The 20,442-nt window shown below is 70.8% G+C and carries 16 protein-coding genes; 5 read left to right on the forward strand and 11 right to left on the reverse strand.

Annotation, left to right across the window (positions count from 1 at the left end; all coding sequences use genetic code 11):
* Positions 1-30: 30 nt before the first annotated feature.
* From ACFWYM_RS36405 to ACFWYM_RS36415, 3 genes are all read right to left on the reverse strand, one after another.
* Positions 31-1,044 carry a ketoacyl-ACP synthase III family protein gene (locus ACFWYM_RS36405; RefSeq protein WP_384847047.1) on the reverse strand — a complete coding sequence of 338 codons (1,014 nt, stop codon included), beginning with the start codon at positions 1,042-1,044 and terminating at the stop codon, positions 31-33.
* A complete protein-coding gene (locus ACFWYM_RS36410) occupies positions 1,041-2,534 on the reverse strand; it encodes an FAD-dependent oxidoreductase (RefSeq protein WP_384847049.1) in 1,494 nt (497 codons plus the stop codon). The genes ACFWYM_RS36405 and ACFWYM_RS36410 overlap by 4 nt, the downstream gene beginning before the upstream one ends.
* 102 nt (positions 2,535-2,636) lie before the next feature.
* Positions 2,637-4,040: an MFS transporter gene (locus tag ACFWYM_RS36415; protein WP_384847051.1), complete on the reverse strand. Its 1,404-nt coding sequence runs from the start codon at positions 4,038-4,040 to the stop codon at positions 2,637-2,639.
* A gap of 229 nt (positions 4,041-4,269) precedes the next feature.
* Here ACFWYM_RS36415 and ACFWYM_RS36420 point away from each other — a divergent pair, with 229 nt between their 5' ends.
* Both ACFWYM_RS36420 and ACFWYM_RS36425 read left to right on the forward strand, forming a co-directional pair.
* Positions 4,270-4,668, forward strand: coding sequence for a nuclear transport factor 2 family protein (locus tag ACFWYM_RS36420; RefSeq protein ID WP_384847053.1), 399 nt, complete (start codon positions 4,270-4,272; stop codon positions 4,666-4,668).
* A gap of 34 nt (positions 4,669-4,702) precedes the next feature.
* Positions 4,703-7,177, forward strand: a complete 2,475-nt coding sequence (locus ACFWYM_RS36425) for an alpha/beta fold hydrolase (RefSeq protein ID WP_384847055.1) — start codon at positions 4,703-4,705, stop codon at positions 7,175-7,177.
* Positions 7,178-7,215: 38 nt separating this feature from the next.
* Here the strand turns inward: ACFWYM_RS36425 and ACFWYM_RS36430 are convergent, their stop codons facing one another.
* From ACFWYM_RS36430 to ACFWYM_RS36460, 7 genes are all read right to left on the reverse strand, one after another.
* Positions 7,216-8,130 (reverse strand): helix-turn-helix transcriptional regulator, encoded by a 915-nt coding sequence (locus ACFWYM_RS36430; protein ID WP_384847057.1) that lies wholly within the window; start codon positions 8,128-8,130, stop codon positions 7,216-7,218.
* 287 nt (positions 8,131-8,417) lie between these two features.
* Positions 8,418-9,323, reverse strand: a complete 906-nt coding sequence (locus ACFWYM_RS36435; protein WP_384847059.1) for an aminoglycoside phosphotransferase family protein — start codon at positions 9,321-9,323, stop codon at positions 8,418-8,420.
* Between the two features lie 126 nt (positions 9,324-9,449).
* A complete protein-coding gene (locus tag ACFWYM_RS36440) occupies positions 9,450-10,943 on the reverse strand; it encodes a GMC family oxidoreductase N-terminal domain-containing protein (protein WP_384847061.1) in 1,494 nt (497 codons plus the stop codon).
* Positions 10,940-11,341 (reverse strand): hypothetical protein, encoded by a 402-nt coding sequence (locus ACFWYM_RS36445; protein WP_384847063.1) that lies wholly within the window; start codon positions 11,339-11,341, stop codon positions 10,940-10,942. Before ACFWYM_RS36445 ends, ACFWYM_RS36440 begins: the two co-directional genes overlap by 4 nt.
* Entirely contained in the window at positions 11,338-12,771 is a 1,434-nt protein-coding gene (locus tag ACFWYM_RS36450) for an aspartate aminotransferase family protein (protein ID WP_384847065.1), read from the reverse strand. The genes ACFWYM_RS36445 and ACFWYM_RS36450 overlap by 4 nt, the downstream gene beginning before the upstream one ends.
* Entirely contained in the window at positions 12,764-14,209 is a 1,446-nt protein-coding gene (locus ACFWYM_RS36455; protein WP_384847067.1) for an NAD(P)/FAD-dependent oxidoreductase, read from the reverse strand. Before ACFWYM_RS36455 ends, ACFWYM_RS36450 begins: the two co-directional genes overlap by 8 nt.
* The gene (locus tag ACFWYM_RS36460) at positions 14,206-15,216 is read right to left on the reverse strand and encodes a glycosyltransferase family 2 protein (RefSeq protein ID WP_384847069.1); all 1,011 of its coding nucleotides are present in this window, start codon (positions 15,214-15,216) and stop codon (positions 14,206-14,208) included. The genes ACFWYM_RS36455 and ACFWYM_RS36460 overlap by 4 nt, the downstream gene beginning before the upstream one ends.
* Positions 15,217-15,739: 523 nt before the next feature.
* Here ACFWYM_RS36460 and ACFWYM_RS36465 point away from each other — a divergent pair.
* From ACFWYM_RS36465 to ACFWYM_RS36475, 3 genes are read left to right on the forward strand one after another with little or no spacing between them, the layout of a single operon-like run.
* Positions 15,740-16,966, forward strand: coding sequence for an ATP-grasp domain-containing protein (locus ACFWYM_RS36465; RefSeq protein WP_384847071.1), 1,227 nt, complete (start codon positions 15,740-15,742; stop codon positions 16,964-16,966).
* Positions 16,967-17,018: 52 nt separating this feature from the next.
* Entirely contained in the window at positions 17,019-18,242 is a 1,224-nt protein-coding gene (locus ACFWYM_RS36470) for a hypothetical protein (protein WP_384847073.1), read from the forward strand.
* Positions 18,239-19,474, forward strand: a complete 1,236-nt coding sequence (locus ACFWYM_RS36475) for an acetyl-CoA carboxylase biotin carboxylase subunit family protein (protein WP_384847075.1) — start codon at positions 18,239-18,241, stop codon at positions 19,472-19,474. Before ACFWYM_RS36470 ends, ACFWYM_RS36475 begins: the two co-directional genes overlap by 4 nt.
* Here the strand turns inward: ACFWYM_RS36475 and ACFWYM_RS36480 are convergent.
* Positions 19,471-20,379: an aminoglycoside phosphotransferase family protein gene (locus ACFWYM_RS36480; RefSeq protein WP_384847077.1), complete on the reverse strand. Its 909-nt coding sequence runs from the start codon at positions 20,377-20,379 to the stop codon at positions 19,471-19,473. The two genes, ACFWYM_RS36475 and ACFWYM_RS36480, sit on opposite strands and share 4 nt — an antisense overlap.
* Positions 20,380-20,442 lie beyond the last annotated feature (63 nt).

Genomic DNA, 20,442 nt, shown 5'->3' on the forward strand with positions numbered 1-20,442 from the left:
GGGCGGGCCGGTGGCGGTGGGTTCGGGCCGTCAGTCGCGTTCGAGCAGGGCTCCGGTCCAGGTGAATCCGGCGCCCGCGCCGAGGAGGAGGACCCGGTCGCCGGTGGTGAGGTGGGTGTGGGCGGCCAGGTGGTCGAGGCCGGCGATCTGGTCGCCGCTGCCGAGGTGTCCGACGGTGCGGCCGAAGTCCCACAGGGAGCGTTCGGCGCCGCCGGGGAATTCGGGGAAGTAGTTCTCCGTGAGCAGCGGAAGTCCCAGGTTGGGGTAGACGATGCGGCGCAGGCGCGGGTCGTCGCCGTCCGGGAGGAGTGCGGTGCGGATCTCGCGGACGGCGGCGCGGGTGGAGTCGCGCAGCCGGTCCTTGCCGTGTGCGGTGAGGAAGCGCTTCTTGGCGGCGCGTACGTCGTGTTCCGCGGCGAGGAGTTCGGGCCGCTCGGGGGCCGGGGCGTCGCCCCGGTGCAGGCCCTCGAGTTCGGGGGCGGACACGGTGTGCCGGGCCAGGACGCGCCAGCCGCCGGTGTCGTGGCCGGTGCTGAGGACGGCGGCGGCCGCGGCGTCGCCGTACACGATGCCGTAGTCGGCGGTGAACCGGTCGAATCCGGAGGAGGCGAACTGGTCGGCGGCGACGACGAGTACGTTGCCCTGCCGCTTGCCCTGGAGGAATCCGGCGGCCAGGTCGAGGGCCAGCATCTGGCCGTTGCAGCCCTGGTTGACGGTGAGCGGCAGGGCCTGTGCGCAGCCCAGCTGGGACTGCAGCCAGGAGGCGGGCGACCAGAGGCGTTTGTGGCCGTGACGGTGGATGGCGGTGACCACGAGGAGGTCGAGCCGGCCGGGTTCGAGGTGCGCCGCGTCGAGGGCCTTGCGGGCGGACACGAGGGCCATGTCGGCGGGGTAGAGCGTGTCTTCGGCGCAGACGGTGGCGTAGCCGGTCTCCCGGATGCGGTCGCCGTCGCCGTTGTAGCGGGTGGCGGCGTCGGCGATGTCGAGGCGGGTGGCGGGCAGATAGCTGCCCGTTCCGGTGATGGTGATGGTGCCGGGGCTCATGCGGGTACTTCCTCACGGGTGTGGTCCGGTGTGCGCGGCGTCCCGGGTGCGGGAATGACGGCTGCGACGTGCCGGTCGGGGCGGACCAGGACCGCTTGGGCTCCCGCGGGCAGCCAGGCCGCCTGACGGGTCGTCAGGGGGCGGGTGGGGGTTCCGGGTGGGGCGAGGCCGGGTGCGGGTCGGGCTGCGGGGTGGTGCAGCAGGGTGGGGCCGTCGGCTTCGGGGGTGTGGCCGGGGACGCGGGCGCCCACGTCGAGCCGGTGGGTCTCGCGGCGCGGCAGGAGGGTCCTGGACTCGGTGCCGGCGGGGTAGGTCGCATAGAGCTGGCTCCATGCCTCGGCGTATCCGTCGAGGCTCTCCTGTACGTGTCGGCGGGCGTGCGGCGTCGTGGCGTCCCGCATGGCCTGGAGGAGGTGCAGGACGCCCGTGGTGCGGGCGACGTCGGTGGCGGCGGCCCGGCGTTCGCGGGCGTAGTCGGCGAGCAGGTCGTCGCCGGTCCGTCCGCGCACCAGGGCTGCCAGGCGCCAGGCCAGGGCGACGGCGTCGGCGAAGCCGGTGTTCATGGCCTGGCCGCCGGCGGGCGAGTTGAGGTGGGCGGCGTCGCCGGCCAGGGCGGTGCGGCCGTGGTGGAAGCGGGCGGCGAGCCGCTCGTGCACCTGGTAGTGGGCCAGGCGGTCGGTGTGGGTGAGGCGCAGCGCGGGCCCGAAGCCCAGTCGGTCGACGGCTGCGCGGAACGCGGCGGCGGTGACGTCGGTGTCGCGGGTGAGCAGGTCGGCGGTGGCCGGTCCCGCGACGCGTACGCTGCCGCCGGGCAGGGGCAGCAGGGAGACCGCTCCGTCAGGTCCGATGTGCATCGACGAGGTGTCGGGGTCGGGCCGCTGCTGGGGGCTGCCTTCGGCGAGGAGGTAGCTCATGGGGTAGGTGGTGCCGTCGAAGGAGAGGCCGAGCGCCGCGCGTACGGTGCTGGCGGCTCCGTCGGCGCCGATGAGGTAGCGGGCCTGGATGCGGAAGGTGCCCTTGCCGTCGGTGAGTTCGGCGGTCAGGTGCTGGGCCGCGGCGTCCTCGTGGTGGCCGCGGTAGCGCACCGCCCGTAGCAGCCGGCCGCCGCGTTCGGTGAAGGCGCGGGCGAGGATCGCCTCCATGGCGGGCTGGGGGATGTTGACGTAGTAGGGGTAGGGGGTGTCTAGGCCGGAGAACTCCACGGTGTAGACGGCCCCGTGGTGGAGGTGGAACGCGATGCGCTGCTGGCGGATGCCGTGGCGTTCGGTCTCGGAGCGCAGGCCGAGGTCGCAGAGGGTTTCCAGGCTGGCGGCGTGCACCATGACGGCGCGGGTGCGCTGGTCGATTGCGGGTGCCTGGTCGATGACGGTGCAGTCGATGCCTCTGCGGCGCAGTTCGCAGCCGAGCAGGAGTCCGGTGGGGCCCGCGCCGACGATCAGGACGCTGGTGCCGGCGTCCGGGAGGCTGTCTGGTGTGGTGGATCGGTTCATCTCGGTCCCCCGTGGGTGTGGCGGTGGTGGGCGCTGTGGCGCCGGTGGCCCGCCGCCGGAGCCGCGAGGGCCCCGGTGGCGGTGTGCGGGTGGGGGCGCGGGTCAGGCCGATGGGGTGGCGTGGGTGCGGCGCCGGTGTACGAAGAAGCCCACGAGGGCCGCGATGCCCACCAGGAGCAGGCCGTTGGCGAGGATGGCGACGTTGATGCCTTCCAGCGTTGCCGCCTTGGCGGACGCGGTCTTCATCGACCGGATCTGGGCGACCGCGATGGCGCTCATGATCGGGATGCCGATGGTGATGCTGACCTGCTGGGTCAGCGTGGTGATGCCGGTGGCCAGTCCCTGCTGTTCGTTGGGGAGTCCGGAGGTCGCGGTGACCATGAAGCCGACGATGGCGACGACGTGGGCATAGCTGCTCACGAAGGCCAGGGCCAGCACGGGCCCGAGCCAGCCGCGCCCGCCGCCGGCGAAGTAGAGCACACCGGCCGCGATGCCCTGGGTGAGCAGACCGGCGACGAGGACGGCGTGGCTGCTGCCGAGCACCCCGATCCAGCGGGGCGCGGTGACGCCGCCGAGGAAGGCGCCGAGGCCGAGGACGCCGAAGGTGAGGCCCGTCGACATCGGCGAGTAGCCGAGGACGTCCTGCAGGTAGAGGGTGAGCAGGAAGATCATGGCGGTGAAGCCGATGAAGGTGGCGGCGCCGCCGATGTTGCCCCAGGAGACGCTGCGCCGGGACAGGATGTGCAGCGGGGCGAGCGGCTCGGGTGCGCGCAGTTCGATGAGGCCGAAGGCGACCAGGAGCAGGGCGCCGATGGCGAGCGGCACGAGCGTGGAGGCGTTGCCCCAGCCGTGCTCGCCGGCCTGGGAGATGCCGTAGACGAGGGCGATGAGTCCGGCGCTGACGGCGACGGCGCCGGGGATGTCCAGCTTGCTGCCGCGCTGCGGCTGGGTCTTCTTGAGCAGCATCGGGGCGACGACGATCAGCAGGATGCCGATGGGTACGTTGATGAAGAAGCCCCAGCGCCAGCTGAGTGTGTCGGTGAGCAGGCCGCCGAGGACGGCGCCGCAGGTGAAGCCGGCCGAGAGCATGGCGCCGTTGAGTCCGAGTGCCCGGTCCCGCAGGGGCCCTTCGGGGAAGGAGGTGGTGAGCAGTGCCAGGCCGGCCGGGGTCACCATGGCGGTGGCCAGGCCCTGGGCGACGCGGGCCGCGAGGAGGGGCCCCGCCGAGTCGACGAGGCCGCCGAGCAGTGAGGCGGCGGTGAGGAGGCCGAGGCCCGCCAGGAAGATCTTGCGGGCGCCGACGAGGTCGGCGATGCGGCCGAAGAGGAGGCTGAACCCGGCGGCGCTGAGTGCGAACGCGGTGGCGATCCACTGCAGGTTCTCCTGCGCGAAGCCGAGTTCGCGGCCGATCACCGGCACAGCCACATTCATGATCGAGAAATCGACGGCGAGGGTGAACTGCGCGCCGAGGAGCAGCACCAGGACGAGCTTCTGGCGCCGTGTCATCCGCGGAGCCGAGGGCGCAGAGGCGGGGGCCTCGAGGTCCTCGATCCGGGTTTCCCCGGGGCTGTTGATCGTTGACATGAGAGACCTTTCGCTTCCTGTCGGTTGATTCGGCGACGAGCATCCGGGGAAAGAGCGGAATCGAGCCAGTACCCGCCCCTTCATATGGCTGCGTTGGGTACCACTGGCTGGGTCTGTCTCATGCCATTCCGTGTTCCTTACGGTTCGACCCATGCCCACAAACACACGTGCAGTCGTCGATGAGTTCTTCGCGAGGGTCGGTGCAGGAGCGGTCGAAGACGCCCTTGAATTGATTGCTGAACCGGTGGATTGGTTCACTCCGGGAGACACCGGAATCATTCCTTGGATGGGCCGTAGAGCCACGCGTTCCGAGGTGCGTGATTTCTTCAGGATGGCCAGCGAGAACATGACTGCGGAGAAATTCGACATCAACCGCACGCTGGTCGATGACGGGGTTGCGGTGGTGCTCGGCCGGTTCCGGTACCGGGTCAATGCGACGGGGAAGAGTTTCGACTCTGAATTCGCCCTGGAACTGCATGTCACGGATGGGCTCATCGACCGCTATCACATGCACGAGGACAGCTTCGCCATTTCGCTGGCCTTCGGCTGAGAAGACTCAACCGGCAAGCACGCAGGAGACTTTCATGTTCATCGACAACGAGTGCGATGTGCTCATCGTCGGCGCCGGCCCGACCGGGCTGACCGCGGCCTGCGAGCTGCTGCGGCGCGGCGTCAGGGTGCGGCTCATCGATGCCGCCGCGCACCCCAGCGTGCATTCCAAGGCGATGCTCGTCTGGCCGCGCACCCTGGACATCCTTCAGGACCTGGGGCTTTCGGACGGTGTGGGCGAAGTCGCCGTGAAGCTGCGGCAGATGACGTACTACTCGGACAAGCAGCCGGTGGCCCGCATGCGGATGGCCGAGGACATGGCCCCGTACTGTCTGCCCCAGCGGCTCACCGAGGAGCTGCTCACCGCGGGCCTGAAGGGCCTGGGCGGCACCGTCGAGCGGCAGGTGCGCCTGCTCGCCCTGCACGGCGTCGACTTCTCCGGTGCGATCACACCCGGCGGATCGGTCACCGCGACCCTGGAGCACGCCGACGGTTCGGTCGAGCGCTGCACCGCGGGGTGGGTGATCGGCGCGGACGGCGCGGCCAGCGTGGTCCGCAACCAGCTGGGGATCGCGTACGAGGGCGCGACGTACGAGAACCGCTTCCTCATCACGGACGCTCGTATCGCGAACGATCCGCTGGACCCCGACGAGATCCACTACCACCAGTCGCGCCAGGGCGTCCTGGCCATCGTGCCGCAGCCGTTCGGCCTGTACCGCTTCTTCACCAACGCGCCCGCGGACCTCACCGAGGGCACGCTCGACGACATGCAGCGCCTGGTCGATCAGCGTGGCCCCGGGGGCCTGCGGCTGATCGAGCCCGACTGGGTCACCACGTTCCGGGTGCACCGCCGCCGTGCGGCGTCGTTCCAGCTGAGCCGGGTGTTCCTGGCGGGGGACGCGGCGCACGCGCACAGCCCCATGGGCGGTCAGGGCCTCAACACCGGGATGCAGGACGCGCAGAACCTCGCCTGGAAGCTGGCCTCGGTGATCCGCGGCGAGGCGCGGTCCGCGCTCCTGGCGACGTACACGCCCGAGCGGGCGACGGTGGCCGACGCGGTGGTCCGCGACACCGATCTGCAGACGCGGGCCGCGATGTGGACGGGTACCGCCCAGGTCACGCTGCGCGACTCGGTGCTGCGGGTCCTGGACCGTACGCGCGTCCTCGACCGGTTCTATCTGCCGGTCGCCGCCGGCCGGCGCTGGATGTACGCGCCCGGTCCGGAAGAGGGGACACGGGGCGCCCGGCGCGGGCCGCGGGCCGACTGGTGCTCGGTCAGGTCGGCGCTGCGCCGGCATGCCCGCGAGGGTGCGGCGCTGCCGCGTGAGCTCTCCGTCGGCCTGGGTCTCGCGGGTCCCGGCGTCGATCCGGTGCCGTTCACGCTCCTGGTGCTGCCCGGTGCGAAGCCGGGTGGCGCCGAACTCACCGATGCCGTGCGCCGGTTGGCCGCCCCGTACGGGAGTGCGGTGCGCGTCGTCGATGTGACCGCGGTGGGGCACGGCACCCGCCACACCGCGGACCTGGTGCGCCGGGCCGCCCGTGAACTGCACTGCAAGCGGCCCGGGTTCCATCTGGTGCGCCCCGACGGGCACATCGTCCTGCACGGCCATCGCGAGGACCTCGGCGAGCTGCTCTCCGAGTTCACCCGGCTCCTCGTGCCCCGGCCCGGTACCGGCAGCGGTGCCGGTACCGGTACCGACACCGCTGATCGTCCCGATTCCCTTCCGGAGGAAACCATGTCCGTACCCGGCCGCTACGTTCCGCCCGCCCATGTCACGGGGGACGGCCCGCACAAGGTGATCGTGCTGCACTCGCTGTTCGGCGGCCACGAGACGTTCCGCGCCTGGTGGCCGTATCTGGACGGGTCGCGCTTCTCGTACGCGTTCATGGATGCGCGGGGCTTCAGCGAGGCGATCGACGCGGCCGGTTCGTACAGCACCGACGAGATCGCCTCGGACGTCCTCGCGCTCGCCGACCACTTGGGGTGGCAGGAGTTCTCCCTCATCGGCCACTCACTCGGCGGCCAGCCGGTGCAGCAGGTGCTCCTCAAGGCCCCGCACCGGGTGCGCAAGCTGATCGGCCTCAGCCCCGTCCCCGCGAACGGAATGCCGATACCGGACTCGGACTTCCCCCTGTTCGCCGAGGCCGCGCACAAGGTGGAGAACCGGCGGATCATCATCAACCTCACCACGGGCGACAAGCTGTCCGCGAACTGGGTGGACTCCTGGGCGGAGGCGTCGATGAAGGCGGTGGGGCCGGAGGCGTTCCGCAGCTATCTGGATTCCTTCCGCACCACCGATTTCTCGGCACGGATCACCGGCGCCGAGGTACCGGCGCTCGCAGTCGTCGGCGAGAACGATCCGGCCGTCACCGCGGACGCCATGAAGGAGACCTGGATGCGGCACTATCCGAACGCCGAACTCGCGGTCATCGGCAATGCGGGCCACTACCCCATGGTGGAGACACCCATTGCGCTGGCGACGTTGCTGGAGGACTTTCTCTCCACATAGCCCCGTGTAGCCCCCGTTCCCTCGCGAGAGGTAACGGTTCAAAGGGCGCGGCGGATATCCGGTTTCCCCCTGTCGGTTGTCCGGATGTCCGTCGCGTCCCGGTCGGCGGTGAGCAGGGAGCGCAGGGCCCGCGCCGACGGTGAGCCCTCCTCGGCCTGGTACAGGATCACGCACTGGTCCGGGGTGTCCGGCATGCGGAACGTCTCGAAGGTCAGCGTCATCGCGCCGACGGCCGGGTGGTGCAGGCAGCGGGTGCCGTACGTCTTGTCCCACACCACGTGCCCCGACCAGAGTTCGGCGAACTCCGGGCTCTGCTGCCGCAGTCGGCGGATCAGTGCGGCCAGGCCCTCGTCACCCGGGTAACGGCCGTCCACCATGCGCAGATAGCCCGCCATCTCGCGGGCCTCGTGCGCCCACGACGGGTAGAGCTGCCGGGCGCCCGGTTCGAGGAAGACCAGTTCGGCGAGGTTCAGCTGGGCGTCACAGGCCGTCTCCGGGACGTCCAGGTGGCCGGAGAACAGCAGGTGGGCGAGCCGGTTCCAGGCCAGGATGTCCACCTGCCTGCCGAGCACGACGGCCGGGCCCTGCTCGTAGGCGGCGACCATCCTGGCCACCGCCGGGCGCACGGGTTCCGCCGGTGTCACGGCCTTGCTGCTCCCGCCGACCCGCGCCAGGTCGTGGAGATGAGCCCGCTCGCCCTGGTTCAGGCACAGGGCCGTGGCCAGGGCGTCGAGGACCTCCGGTGAGGCGCTGCGGTTCTGGCCTTGTTCGAGCCGCGTGTAGTAGTTGACGCTGACCCGCGCCAGATGGGCCACCTCCTCGCGGCGCAGGCCGGCCACGCGGCGGCGTTTGCCGTCGTCGTCGATCCCGAGGTCCTCGGGCCTGAGCCCGCTGCGTCGGTTCTGGAGGAACCGGCCCAGATCGGTGCTGCGTACCCCCGCTGTCTTCTGCACGATCAGTCGCCTTTCGCTGAACTGTCTGTGCTCAATCGCTGAGTGCCGAGCGTCGTGCCGCGCCTCGCCCTTTTCCTGAAGTGAACCCCGCGGGCGGAGTGCGGGTTGCATGACGTAGGTCACGTGGATGCCCGGGGCGCAGGAGAGGGACTGGATCCGTTCTGCGCAGAGCGTAGGGAGGGCCGATAAATTCTCAATCCCTGTCCCGGAGTGCTCAACTCCCCTTCCGACCTGGGAAGTTGATGGCTCAACGGAAGCATTGCAGTGCGGCAGCGAATCAGAGCCGACTACCGGTGGTCGCCCAGGACTTCCTCGATGATCCGGCGGTTGTCCGCGGCCTTCTCCTCGTCCGTGTCGATGCACTCCGACAGGACCAGCATGGACTTCCACAGGGCCCATCCCCGTGCCCGCGCCCAGGTCCCCTCGTCCTGGGCGACCGCCTCGCGGAACGCCGTGCGGCTCTCGCCCTTGAACATGCCCCAGGCGATCACCAGTTCACAGGCGGGGTCGCCGACACCCGAGGTCCCGAAGTCGAGGACGGCGGTCAGCTTCCCCTGCTCCACGAGCATGTTGCCCGACCAGATGTCGCCGTGGAACCAGACCGGTTCACCGGTCCAGGTGGCGGCGAGCGCGGCCTCCCAGACCTCCTGCGCGAGACCTGTGTCGATCCTTCCCTTGAGGAGCTTCAGGGAGCGGCGCGTCTCGTCGTCGTAGTACGCGGGAGACGTTCCCCGGTACCAGCTGTGCTCCCCTGCGACCGGGCCGCCCGTGACGTCGCACTGCTGGAGGGCGAGGATGAACTCGCCCACCGACGTGGCGAATTCGGCCATGTCGTCGATGCGTTCCGGGACCGCCGTCTCACCGTCCAGCCAGCCGCGCACCGACCAGGGGTACGGGTATCCCTCACCCGGCTCGCCCTGGGCCAGGATCGAGGGGATCGCGACCGGCAGCCGCGGGGCGAGCCGGGGCAGCCACACATGCTCCTTGCCGACCGCGGGGACGTATCCGGCCGCGGTCGGCAGCCGGACCGTCATCCGGTCGCCGAGGCGGTAAGTCCTGTTGTCCCAGCCGTCGATGGGCACGGGCACCACGGGCAGCCCGGCCCATTGCGGGAACTGCGCGGCGATCAGGCGGCGCACCAGGTCCGCGGTGATTCCGGCGCGGCCGTCGGGACCGGGGGGAATCGTGGTCATCGTGATGGTGTCCTTTCGGGTGGCCGTGCGCGGCTCGGGTTCGGGGGTCCCGGCACTGTAGGCCGATGTGTGGCCGCGCTCAGTGGCACTCGGCCGGCCGTTGGCGCCGCCGCTGTGCCGTGTTTGTCATGCCGTCGGCTCCCGGTCCTCGATGAATCGGGCGGTGATCTCGTGGGCGAACGCCATGATCGTGCCCTGGGGGCTGATGCCCGTGACGCCCGGGAGGACGCTGGCGTCGCACACGCGCAGGCCCTCGAAGCCGTACGGGCGGCCCCGCTCGTCGCACACCCCGCCGCGCTCCGCCTGCGCCATCCGTGCGGAGGCCATGCCGTGCACCGACACCAGTTCCCAGTCGCCCGGCCGGACCCGGCGGCAGAACTCCTCGACATCGGCCAGGGTGCTCAGGGGCGGCGCCGAGGACACCGGGGGTGTCAACTGGTCGGCGCCGGCGGCGAGGAGCAGGGAGCAGCCGATGCGGAACGCCTCGACGAGGGCGCCGTGGTCCACGGCCGTCATGCCGTGCCGGAGCAGCAGCCCGCTGCCGGGCAGGGCCCGCACGGTGGCCGAGCCGTGCAGCCGCACCTGCGTCGTGTAGACGCCCAGCCTGTCGTAGTCGTCGAGGTACCGGGTGACCTCGGCGGGGTCGCGGCCTGCGAGGGCGGCGGCGAGGGTCCCGCGCGAGACGTTGGACGGCATCACGAGGATGCCGCGGTCGCCGAACTCCTTCAGCTGTGCGGTGAAGATGGTGCCGTCGTGCGCGGCCACCCGCTCGGGAAAGCGCGCGACGGTCCGCAGGTTGACGTGGAGTGCCAGATCCTGTCCCGCGCGGCGCTGCTGGATGCGGCTGCGCTGGAGCAGGCCGGGGGTGCCGAGCGGGCCGGCCGCCAGGAACACCGAGCGGGCCCGGTATCGGGTGCGGGTGCCGTCGGGGCCGGTGGCGAGGGCCCCGCGCACGGTGCGGCCGTCGTGCAGGAGGCGCAGGACGCGGGTGTCGGGGCTGATGTGTGCGCCCAGTGCCTCGGCCCGGGGGAGGTAGCTGACGGCCATGCTCTGTTTGGCTCCGCTGGGGCAGCCGGTGGTGCAGCGGTTGCGGTGCAGACAGCCCCGTACGGCGCGGCGGGAGTGCTGCCAGCTCCAGCCGAGGCGGTCGGCGCCGGCCGCCAGGAGCTGCGAGTCACGGTTGGCGTCGGGGCCGCCGTGCTGCTGCACGACGGCGCCGAGCCGGGCCGAGACCGTCTTCAGGTGGGGCGCGAGGTCCGCCGCGCGATAGCCGTCGATGCCCGATACCGCCGCCCAGCGCGCGAGCAGCTTGGGCGGCGGCTCCCACAGCAGCCCGCCGTTGACCAGGGTCGTGCCGCCCACGGCGCGCCCCTCGCCGTAGACGATGGTGGGGGTGCCCAGGATGGGTGTGAGTCCGCCGTTGCGGTACAAGGTGCTCATGTTCTCGGCCGGGCTGGCCGCGGCGATGGCCGCGGTGCCGGCCCGGGGGCCCTCCTCCAGGACCGTCACCTGGCGCCCTGACGCCGCCAGTTCCAGTGCGGCCACCGAGCCGCCCGCGCCCGAGCCGATCACGAGGACGTCCGTGTCGACGTTCCGCTGCCGTCCGCGTCCCCGCCTCACCGTGCCGTCTCCCTTTCGGCACGGCCGTCCAGGGCACCGAGCAGGGCGAGCGCGGTGCTCGACCGGACGACCTCGCGGAAGCCCGGCAGCGGGATCAGCGTCTCCAGGCCCGGCCGCCCGTCCCCGGCGCCGTCCCCGGGGCCGTTCGCGTCGTCGTCGGTCGTGCGGCGCAGGGAGCGTCCGCCGGTCGCGAGCCAGTACGCCAGGGGCAGCGTGCGCAGCACGATCGCGTATACGGCGCGCTGGGTCAGCGGCAGCGTCCGCAGGGTGTTCAGCAGGTGCGCCTCGGCGGCCGCCATCGCGGGCGCCTCGCGCAGGACGGGGTACCGGCGCCGCCAGTACGATCGCAGGCCGCTCGCGCGCAGGGCAGCGTGCATGGGGCCACTGCCGCGCGTCATCGTGTCCTCCTCGCTGCCGTCGCCAGCTCCTTCACGAAGTCCGCGAGGAGGCGGGGCGCGCCCCGGTCGAGCACGGCGTCGAGTGCGTCCAGGAAGAGCCGGGCCTCCTTCTCGCCGGCCACCAGAGGCGGCGCCACGATCAGCGCGATGTCCTGGGTGGAGCCGAAGAAGGAGAGGACGTCGTGGTCCCGGTAGAGCGCCGCGATCACGGCACCGGTGAGGAGTTTGGCGAATGCCTGTGGATCCTTGGCGAGTTGGACGGGGATCCGCTCGCGTACGGCGGCCGGCAGCCGGGGTCCCGGGCGCAGCCGGACGCCGTGCAGAGCGCCCCGGCCGGCGATGCCCGCCACGAGTGAGGGATGGCGAGCGGCGATGTCGGCGAGGCCGGGCGTGAGGATCTCGTCCAGTGCGCGGGCACGTGCCGGGAAGTCCTCCTCGACGGCGATCGCGACGGCTTCCAGTGCCGTCGCTGTCTCCTCGCCGAAGCCGTGGTACGTGGTGCTGTGCAGGGTGACGTCGCGCGGATTGTCGTACGCCTTGCGGAAGACCGGCTCGCGGGCGATGTAGCCGGAGATCGAGGACTTGCCGCCGCCGAAGGACTTCGACGTCGTCACCACGTCGGGGACGAGGCCGGGGTGGTGCATGAAGTGGAACAGCCGGCCCGTCTTGCCCCAGCCGGTGTAGACCTCGTCGAAGATCAGCAGGATGTCCCGCTCGGTGCACAGCCGGCGTGCCTCGTACAGGAATTCCGCGGAGCACTCGCGCAGGGTGGAGGCGCTGAACGGCTCCAGCACCACCGCGTACACGTCGCTGCGGCCGCGCTCGTCGGTGTGGCGCTCCAGGGCGAGCCGGAAGGACTCCAGGTCGCCGTAGGCGAAGGAGTCCGTGCCCGGCAGCCGCGGGTACTCGAAGTGGATCTCGGAGGACGCGGTGAGGCTGCCCGCGCCGAGCAGCTTGCCGTGGAAGGAGATGTCGGTGTGCAGCACCGTGCCGCGCCGGCCGCCGTGGTACTTGTACGCCAGTTTGACGGCGCCCTCGACGGCCTCGGCGCCGGAGTTCGGGAAGTACGAGATGTTCAGGTCGCCGGGGAGCAGGGCGGCGAGGTTGTGGCCGAGCGCGGCGACGTAGGGCGAGAGGTAGATCTTGTGCACCTCCATGCGCCGACGCTCCCGGAACCGGTCGCGGGCCGCGAGGATCCGGGGGTGGTTGTGTCCGTGGTTGAGGACCCCGACCCCGCCGGTGAAGTCGAGGAGGCGGCGCCCGTCCCGCAGTTGGATCCATGCGCCCTCGGCGCTGTCGACGAGGTCGCGGCCGAAGCCGAAGGAGCCGAGGAGTGATGCCTCGCTGCGGCTGATGTGCTTTCCGTACAGTTCGTGGACCTGGTCGATGCCGAGGTTCTCGGCCTCGTCGAGGGTGAGCAGCTCAGGCACGGGAGAGCTCCTCCGCTCGTGGCGCGGCCGGCCTGACGGCGGTGCGCAGTCGGTCGGCCATCAGCTGTCCGGTCCTGCGGCCCTCGCGTGCGGCGTGGTTCGTGCCGCGGTCCTCCGGGAACACCTGCGCCATGCTCGCCAGGTACAGGCCGTGCACGCCGGTCCGCGTCGGGGGCATGTACCGGCTGTAGTTGGGGGTGATCACGGGCTGGGCGTACTCGGCGCGCCAGACGTGGTAGTCCTCGACCCAGCTCCGGTCGAAGCCGGGGAACATCCGGCGCAGGTGCGGGAGGCTGTATGTGAAGACCTCCTCGTCGCTCATCCGGTACAGCTCGGCGTCGGCCGGCAGGTACTTGGAGAGGTAGACGACGTGCCGATTGCCGTATCGGCTGGGGGAGTCCATGTTGGTGTGCTCGATGACGCCGACGTAGGGGAACGACGGGTCGTTGACGTTGAGCCAGTATGTGTCGGAGAGCCTGCGGTTGTTCTCCAGGACCAGGCAGACGTTGGCCAGATAGCGGATGTCGCGCAGCTGCCGTGCGAGGGCGGGCACCGCGGCGTGGGCCGGAGCTTCGGTACCGGCGGCGGAGAGCAGGTTCGCGGCGAGTTCGGGGGCGACGGTGAGCAGGACCTGCCGGGCGGGCAGGAACTGTCCGTCCTCGGTGCGGACGCCGGTGACGCCGGCGCCGTCGGTGGTCACCGCGTCGACCGCGGTGCGGGTGAGCACCTCCACGCCGAGTTCGGTCAGCCGCTTGTGCAGGGCGTTGACCAGGGTTTCGCTGCCGCCGCGCAGGTAGTGGAGGATCTCGCTGCCCGACTTGGTGCGGCTGCCCCCGCGCAGCGCGAGCTTCGTCCACATCCAGGTGGCCCCGACCTGGTTCGCGTACTGGCCGAACTTCCCTTCCAGCAGGGGCCGCCACACGACGTCGTAGACGCGGCGGCCGCCGAGCGAGACCAGCCATTCCTCGGCCGTGCGGTGCTCCAGGGTGCGCCAGTCGGTGACACGCCTGCCGCGCAGGGCGAGGACGCCGAGCCGCAGGCGGTCCAGGAGCGGGAGCGGGGCGAAGCGCAGCAGGTCCAGGGGGCGGGAGAGGCGGTAGACGGAGTTGGCGTAGAACATGCCGGTGCGGGTGAGGTGGGGCTCGATCGCGTCCCGGACACCGAGCCGCTCGCACAGGTCGAACATCTCGCGGTCGGAGGCGAACCAGTGGTGGTAGAAGCGCTCGATGCGCCGGCCGCCGCCGACGTCGAAGCTTCCGGCCAGGCCGCCGAGTTCGGGCTCGCGCTCCACGACCGTCACGCGGTGTCCGCGCTCGGCGAGTTCCAGGGCGGCGGTGAGGCCGCTGAAACCGCCGCCGACGACGACGGCGTCCCGCATGTCGCCCGTTTCCGGGGTGTTCGTGTCGCGGGGGTTCGCGTTCTGGGGGTTCGAGCTCATATCAACTCCTTTACGCGGGCCACGGATGTCTCTGCGGTGGTGGCGTGGCTCGAATCGGTCCGTTCCATGACGAGGTAGGGCGGGCGGCCCTGGATCTGGCGGAAGACGCCGAGCAGGTACTCGCCCAGCACTCCGCAGGCCAGCGACTGTGCGCCGAACGCGCCGAGGGGGGCGGCCTGCCGGGCTCTGCCGCAGGCCAGCGCGGCGCTCGCGCCGAGCAGTGAGGCGGTGCCGAGATAGGTGGGGATCCGCAGGGGCAGGCCGGCGGCTCCGGCGAGGATGCCGGTGCGGGAGAGCGCCAGCATCTTGCGCAGGGTGTACTTGGTGGTGCCGGCGCCGCGGGCGTCCCGCTCGTAGGTGATGCTCGTCTCGGGGAAACCTGTCCAGCTGATCGCGCCGCGCAGGAACAGCTCCTTCTCCCCGAGCGACGTCACGAAGTCGACGACCTTGCGGTCGAGGAGCCGGAAGTCGCCGGTGTCGAGGGCGACGGGCTGGTCGCTGAGCCGGGCCAGGAGGCGGTAGTAGAGATACGCGGTGGACTTCTTGAGCTGGGTCTCGCCGTGGCGGGTGGCGCGGCGCGCGGAGACGATCGACCAGCCTTTGAACCACTGCTCCGTCATGCTCGGGATGAGCTCGGGAGGGTCTTGGAGGTCGGCGTCCATCAGGACGACGGCGTCCCCGGTGGCCTCGGTGAGTCCGGCCAGAGCGGCCGCCTGGTGCCCGAAGTTGCGGCTGAAGCGCACTCCGCGCACGGTGCGGCCGGGGGCGTCGGCGAATTGCTGGATGAGCTCCCAGGTGCCGTCGGTGCTGCCGTCGTCGACGTAGACGATCTCGTGCGGGAGGCCGTGCAGGGCACGGGCGAGGCGGTCATGGGTGCGGCGCAGTATCTGGTCCTCGTTGTAACAGGGCAGGACGACACTGATGAGGAACGAGCGCGGGGGTGCGGCGCTCGGCTGGTCGGTAGCGATGGGAACCCTCCCTGCGGTGTGGCGTGGAGTTGTCGGCATGCGCCTGTCTGGGCGGGCCGGTCCGTTCATGGCTGCCCCCGGTGCGGTCCCGTTCATTGGCAGCCCTTACCCATTGCCTTGCCTCAACTTTGGGCAACATAGTGCCAGCCTTGGCACATGAAGGCAACCTTTGCGCCAAGTAAGGTCACCGCTAGGAGGCAGGTGATGGCAGTACAAGGGGAGGCCAAGATGGCGGCATGAGCAGCTACTTAAGGCGCCTGCGCCTCGCCGTTCACCGCCGTCGAGGCGAGTGGATTTACTTGCCAGGCAAGAAAATTGCCAAATCTGCGTATCGATCGACTACGGTGTCCTCGCCAACGGCAACCACTCCCTTGTCAAGAAAGTTGCCAAGTGGCTCGAGGCGGGCTACGTTGGGGGCCGCATCACTGAGCCGGAATCCAGAAAGTCGCTCCGGCTGAAGTGCGCCCTCGCGGTGCAAGGTCCCTCCGCCGAGGCGCAGCGCGCTTCCAGGTGACGTCTCCGGCCTCGCGGAACACCTCAACTTCGCACGAGGAGCAGGCACATGAAAGAGACCATTCTTGTCATCGGCTCGGGCTACCAGGCATTCCGGGAGTACGCGCTCAAGGGACTGGCCGAGCGGTACCGCGTCGTCCTCATCGGTCAGGCACCGCTGAACTGGCAGCTGTCGTATGCCACCGAGTACCGGGAGACGGAACTCAAGGACCGGGCCGCGGTGTTCGCTGCTGCCGAGGACCTCGCCGCGGGCAACCGCTTCGCCGGTGTCCTGACCTGGGAGGAGATGCACATCACGCTGGCCGCCGAAGTCGGTGCCCGGCTCGGTGTGCGGACCATGCCGGTCGAGGCCGCCCGGGCCTGCCGGGACAAGGCAAGGCAGCGCGAGCTGTTCCAGGCGGCGGAAGTCCCCTCGGCGCGGTTCCAGTTGGCCGGCTCGGTGGAGGAGGCGATCACCGCCGCCGACACCATCGGCTACCCCGTTGTCGTGAAGCCCCGCGGCCGGGCCGCGAGCGTCGCCGTCCAGATCGTGTACTCCGAGGACGAGATGCGGGCCGCGTTCGACTTCGCCCGCACCTCCGAGAACGCGGCCATCGCGGACGGCCTCGTCCTCATCGAGGAGTTCCTGGTCGGCGAGGAGATCAGCGTGGACAGCTGGGTCCTCGACGGCAAGGTCGAGCCCTACGTGATCGCGCTGAAGCGCACCGACTACCCGCCCTTCTTCGAAGAGGTGGCGCATGTCGCGGGCAAGGTTCTCGACAGTGGCACCGAGGCCGCGGTCCGCGATGTGGTGATCCGCGCCACCCAGGCCATCGGCATCGACCGCACAGTCACCCACACCGAGCTGATGCTCACCGCGGACGGGCCGAAGGTGATCGAGGTGAACGGCAGGCTCGGCGGCGAACTGATCCCGCGCCTGGCCGAGATCGCCATCCCCGGGCTCTCGGTCGGTGCACTGATGGGCGCGGTCGCCACCGGTCATGAACCCACCCCGATCCCGGAGCCGGACCGCCTGGTCGGGATCCGTTTCCTGTATCCGCCCGCGGATCTGACCTTCGGGAACATCGAGGTTCCGACCGCGCTCGCCGACGAGCCCTGGGTGTACGAGGTGCGCCGGGTGACCGAGCCGGGAACCGAACTGCGGCTGCCGCCCCGCGGATTCCTGGGCCGGGCCGGATACGCCATCGCCACCGGCGCCGACGTCGCCGAGATCGACGCCCGGCTGCTGGCACTCGCCGACCGCATGACGGTGGCCGGCGAACCCCTGGCCGCCTGAGCCGCCGGCCCCACCGCTCGTGTCCCGCCCTCATAGCCTCATGGAGAAGAACGTGACGAAGGCACTCCTCTTCGGCGAGTACAAGACCGCCCGGTTCCTGCCCCTCTTGCGTGCCCGCGGCTACACCGACTTCGTGGTCTACTCCGCCGTCGAGTTCGACCCGGCCGCCGAGTTCGACGCCGACGGCGTCGAGGTCAGGCCGATGAACCTCGACTGGACCGCGGACGACGTGCTGCGCGTCCTGGAGGCCGAGCGGCCCGACGTCGCCATCGCCAACCCCTACCCGCACGGCCAGGAGCAGCTCCCCATCGTCTACGGGCGGGCCGCGGCCCGCTGGGCGGGCCGGTTCGTCGCGCACTCCGCGGAGTTCGCAGAGGTGGCCTGCGACAAGGTCCGGCTGCACGAGACCGGTACGGAGCGCGGCTGGCCCATCCCCGCGGGCGCGGTCTGCGCCGATGCCGCCGAGGTCGTCTCCGCCCGCGACGAGCTGGGGTTTCCGCTCGTGATCAAGGAGGCCCAGTCCCAGGCGGGCGACGGCCGGTTCTACGCGGAGTCCCCGGAGGAGCTCGACGCCGTGCTCGCCGCGGGCCTCGCCTTCCCCGCGATCGTGCAGACCTTCAAGCGCGGCGTCGAGACCGGCATCGAGCTGATCAGCTCGCGTGACGACCTCGTGCGCTGGCCGGTGGTGTCGATGGGCCCGCTGGACGCGGGGCTCGACCCGACACTGCGGGCGCGGGTCTCGCCGTACGTGCTGCCCGAGCGGGCCGCCGCGCGGCTCGACGCGTTCGTCACCGACATCCAGGACAACTTCGCCCCGTTCGGCCCGTGGCAGATCGACTTCGCCGTGGCCGGCGACGACATCGTCGTCCTGGAGATCAACCCGCGCCTCGGCGGTCTGACCAACCTGGATCTGACCAGCACCGGCACCGACCCGTACGCGGTGTTCATCGCGGCCGTGACCGGCGATCCCCTGCCGGAGGTGCACACGAGCGCGGTGACGATCGAACTCCCGTCGACCGAGATCCCCGGCACCGAGGTGCCCGCGCACCCCGAGGGCGCCGACGTCATGCAGGTGACCAACCGTGAGCCCACCAACCGCTGCTTCATCAACTCGGACCGCATGCAGCTCATCACCACGATCGGTGACGTGAATGCCGGCCGACGCTGGATCAAGGAGCTCGATGCCGAGGGCCTGCTGCGCTGCTCGCCCGAGTCCGCGTACCGGCAGCTGGAGCAGGGCTTCGCGGACTTCGATGAGGAGGAGCAGACGCGATGAAGGTCCTGATCGCCGGCCTCGGTGAGCACAAGGAGTTCGGGCTCAAGTCCCTGCGCGACGCCGGGCACTTCGTCGGCATCATCGACCTGCCGCACCGCATCCCGGTCAATCTGTGCGACTGGTGGCGCGCGGGCGACGGGTTCTCGGTCGACTCGATGCTGCAGGCGGCCTCGTCCGCCGATTTCGAGTGGGACGCCATCCTGTGCTGGGCGGAGCTGTCCACCGATATCGCCCGCGAGGTCGCGCGCAAGCTGGGAGTGGCGGCACCGCGGATGCCCGACGGCCACTTCCGCGACAAGGGCGTCATGCACGGCCGACTGCGCGAGCAGGGCGTACCGTCGCCGCAGCTCGGAGTCGCCCGCAGCGCCGCGGAGTGCGAGCGGCTGGCCGACGGCCACTTCCCGGTCGTGGTCAAGCCGACCGACTACGGCGGCAGCGGCGGGGTCAGGGTCATCGAGGCTCCGGACGACCTCGCCGACGCCTACCGGGCCGCAGCGGCCCTCTCGGCCAGCGGCCGGGTCGCGGTGGACCGCTACGTGGTCGGACTCGAGTACAGCGTCGAGGCGGTGACCTGGGCGCCGGGTGACACCCAGATCCTCGCGATCACCGAGAAGCACCTCACGGAGCTGCCGCACTGCGTCGAGCTCGGCCATGTGTCCCCGGCAGCGGTGTCGGAGGCAGACCGCGAGCAGCTCTCGGCCGCCACGGTCCGTACGCTCGACGCCCTGGGTATGGAGGCAGGGGTGTGCCACGCGGAGTTCCGCATGACGGACACGGGCCCGGTCCTGATGGAGATCGCGGGCCGCCCGGCCGGCGGAGAGATCCCGCGCCTCGTGGAACTGGCCACCGGGTGGAACCTGAACACCGCGGAACTCGCGGCCGTGGTGGGCGACCGAACCGCCCAGGGAACCCCTGCCGCGCAGTGCGCCGCCATCCGGTTCTTCGTCGGCGACGGCAGGACGCCGTTCCGTCACCCGGTGACCCTCGACAAGGCGATGAACCCTCCGATGGTGGGGGCGCTGCGCGAACTGCGTTACTTCGCGCGCGAGGGCACGGTGGCCCGGGCTCCGCGCGGTCTCGTGGACCGGCTGGGATACGCGATCTTCGCGGGCACCCGCGGCGAGGTCGCGGGCGCCCTCGCCGCACTCGGCACCGGCACCGGCACCGGCACCGGCACCGGCACCGGCACCGGCACCGGCACCGGCACCGGCACCGAGGAGCGTGATGGCTAGTACCCGCGTGGAGAGGTCGACTCCAGAATGCGGTCGAGTGTCCGGTGTCCCATCCTGCTCATCGTCGGATTGCTCTCGACGTAGTACCAGACGACGCCCATCGCCTGTTCGAACGCCCATGCCTTGCCGCGCTCCCACTCCAGGTCGTCACAGCCCAGCGTCCGCCGGAGCACCTCCCGCGGGCCCGACTGCAACAGGTGCCAGGCACTGACCAGATCCAGCGCGGGGTCGGCCGGGCCGAAGCCGCCGGTGTCGAGTACGCCGCCGAGCCGGTCCCCCGCGACCAGTACATTGCCGGGGATCAAGTCGCCGTGGCTCATCACGTCGGCGCCCGTGCGGGGCAGCTCCCGGAAACGGCTCCACACCTGGCGCAGCCGGGGCACGTCGCGCAGCCCCTCACTCTCCTCGAAGCACTTCGCCATCCAATCGTCGTGGTGAGTGAGAACGCCGCCACGATTTTCGCCGCTGAAGAGCCGCCCCCGCGTATCGGCTTCCCGCAGGTCGGCGATGAAGGCCGCGAGGTCCTCGGCAAAAGCGTCCGACCCACTCGGGTCGGCGTCGAAGGCGACCGTTCCCGGCAGCCATGTCTGGACCGCCCACGGCATGGGGTAACCCGCTCCCGGCTTTCCCACGGCCACGGGTTCCGGGGCCGGGAACCGAGACACCCGTGCCAGCTCCGCGCTCGCCCGGGCTTCCTGTTCCAGCACCGCCAGCGCCTCGCCGGCATCGACCGGACGCAGGGGGAAACGCGCCGAGAGGTCGTCCCCGATACGGAAGATGGCGTTGACCGTCCCGGTCGACGACACGAGCCGGATCGCCTTCCCACTCCACTCGGGGAACTGTTCCTCGATCAGAGCCGCAACGATCTCGGCGGTCACATCTACTTGGTCATCGTGCATGGTCATCTCTCGCAGGCTCTTCCCTCGGTGTCTCGGTCTCTTGGTGTGGGTCTCTCCGCGCTGACGCGT

Origin of the sequence: Streptomyces sp. NPDC059009 (assembly GCF_042740175.1) — a bacterium.
Classification (GTDB): Bacteria; Actinomycetota; Actinomycetes; order Streptomycetales; family Streptomycetaceae; genus Streptomyces.

What these genes read in the sequence shown, in the direction of transcription:
- ACFWYM_RS36405 (WP_384847047.1), bottom strand. Translation starts at nt 1,044, where the DNA reads ATGAGCCCCGGCACCATCACCATCACCGGAACGGGCAGCTATCTGCCC.
- ACFWYM_RS36410 (WP_384847049.1), bottom strand. Translation starts at nt 2,534, where the DNA reads ATGAACCGATCCACCACACCAGACAGCCTCCCGGACGCCGGCACCAGC.
- ACFWYM_RS36415 (WP_384847051.1), bottom strand. Translation starts at nt 4,040, where the DNA reads ATGACACGGCGCCAGAAGCTCGTCCTGGTGCTGCTCCTCGGCGCGCAG.
- ACFWYM_RS36420 (WP_384847053.1), top strand. Translation starts at nt 4,270, where the DNA reads ATGCCCACAAACACACGTGCAGTCGTCGATGAGTTCTTCGCGAGGGTC.
- ACFWYM_RS36425 (WP_384847055.1), top strand. Translation starts at nt 4,703, where the DNA reads ATGTTCATCGACAACGAGTGCGATGTGCTCATCGTCGGCGCCGGCCCG.
- ACFWYM_RS36435 (WP_384847059.1), bottom strand. Translation starts at nt 9,323, where the DNA reads ATGACCACGATTCCCCCCGGTCCCGACGGCCGCGCCGGAATCACCGCG.
- ACFWYM_RS36445 (WP_384847063.1), bottom strand. Translation starts at nt 11,341, where the DNA reads ATGACGCGCGGCAGTGGCCCCATGCACGCTGCCCTGCGCGCGAGCGGC.
- ACFWYM_RS36455 (WP_384847067.1), bottom strand. Translation starts at nt 14,209, where the DNA reads ATGAGCTCGAACCCCCAGAACGCGAACCCCCGCGACACGAACACCCCG.
- ACFWYM_RS36460 (WP_384847069.1), bottom strand. Translation starts at nt 15,216, where the DNA reads ATGCCGACAACTCCACGCCACACCGCAGGGAGGGTTCCCATCGCTACC.
- ACFWYM_RS36465 (WP_384847071.1), top strand. Translation starts at nt 15,740, where the DNA reads ATGAAAGAGACCATTCTTGTCATCGGCTCGGGCTACCAGGCATTCCGG.
- ACFWYM_RS36475 (WP_384847075.1), top strand. Translation starts at nt 18,239, where the DNA reads ATGAAGGTCCTGATCGCCGGCCTCGGTGAGCACAAGGAGTTCGGGCTC.
- ACFWYM_RS36480 (WP_384847077.1), bottom strand. Translation starts at nt 20,379, where the DNA reads ATGACCATGCACGATGACCAAGTAGATGTGACCGCCGAGATCGTTGCG.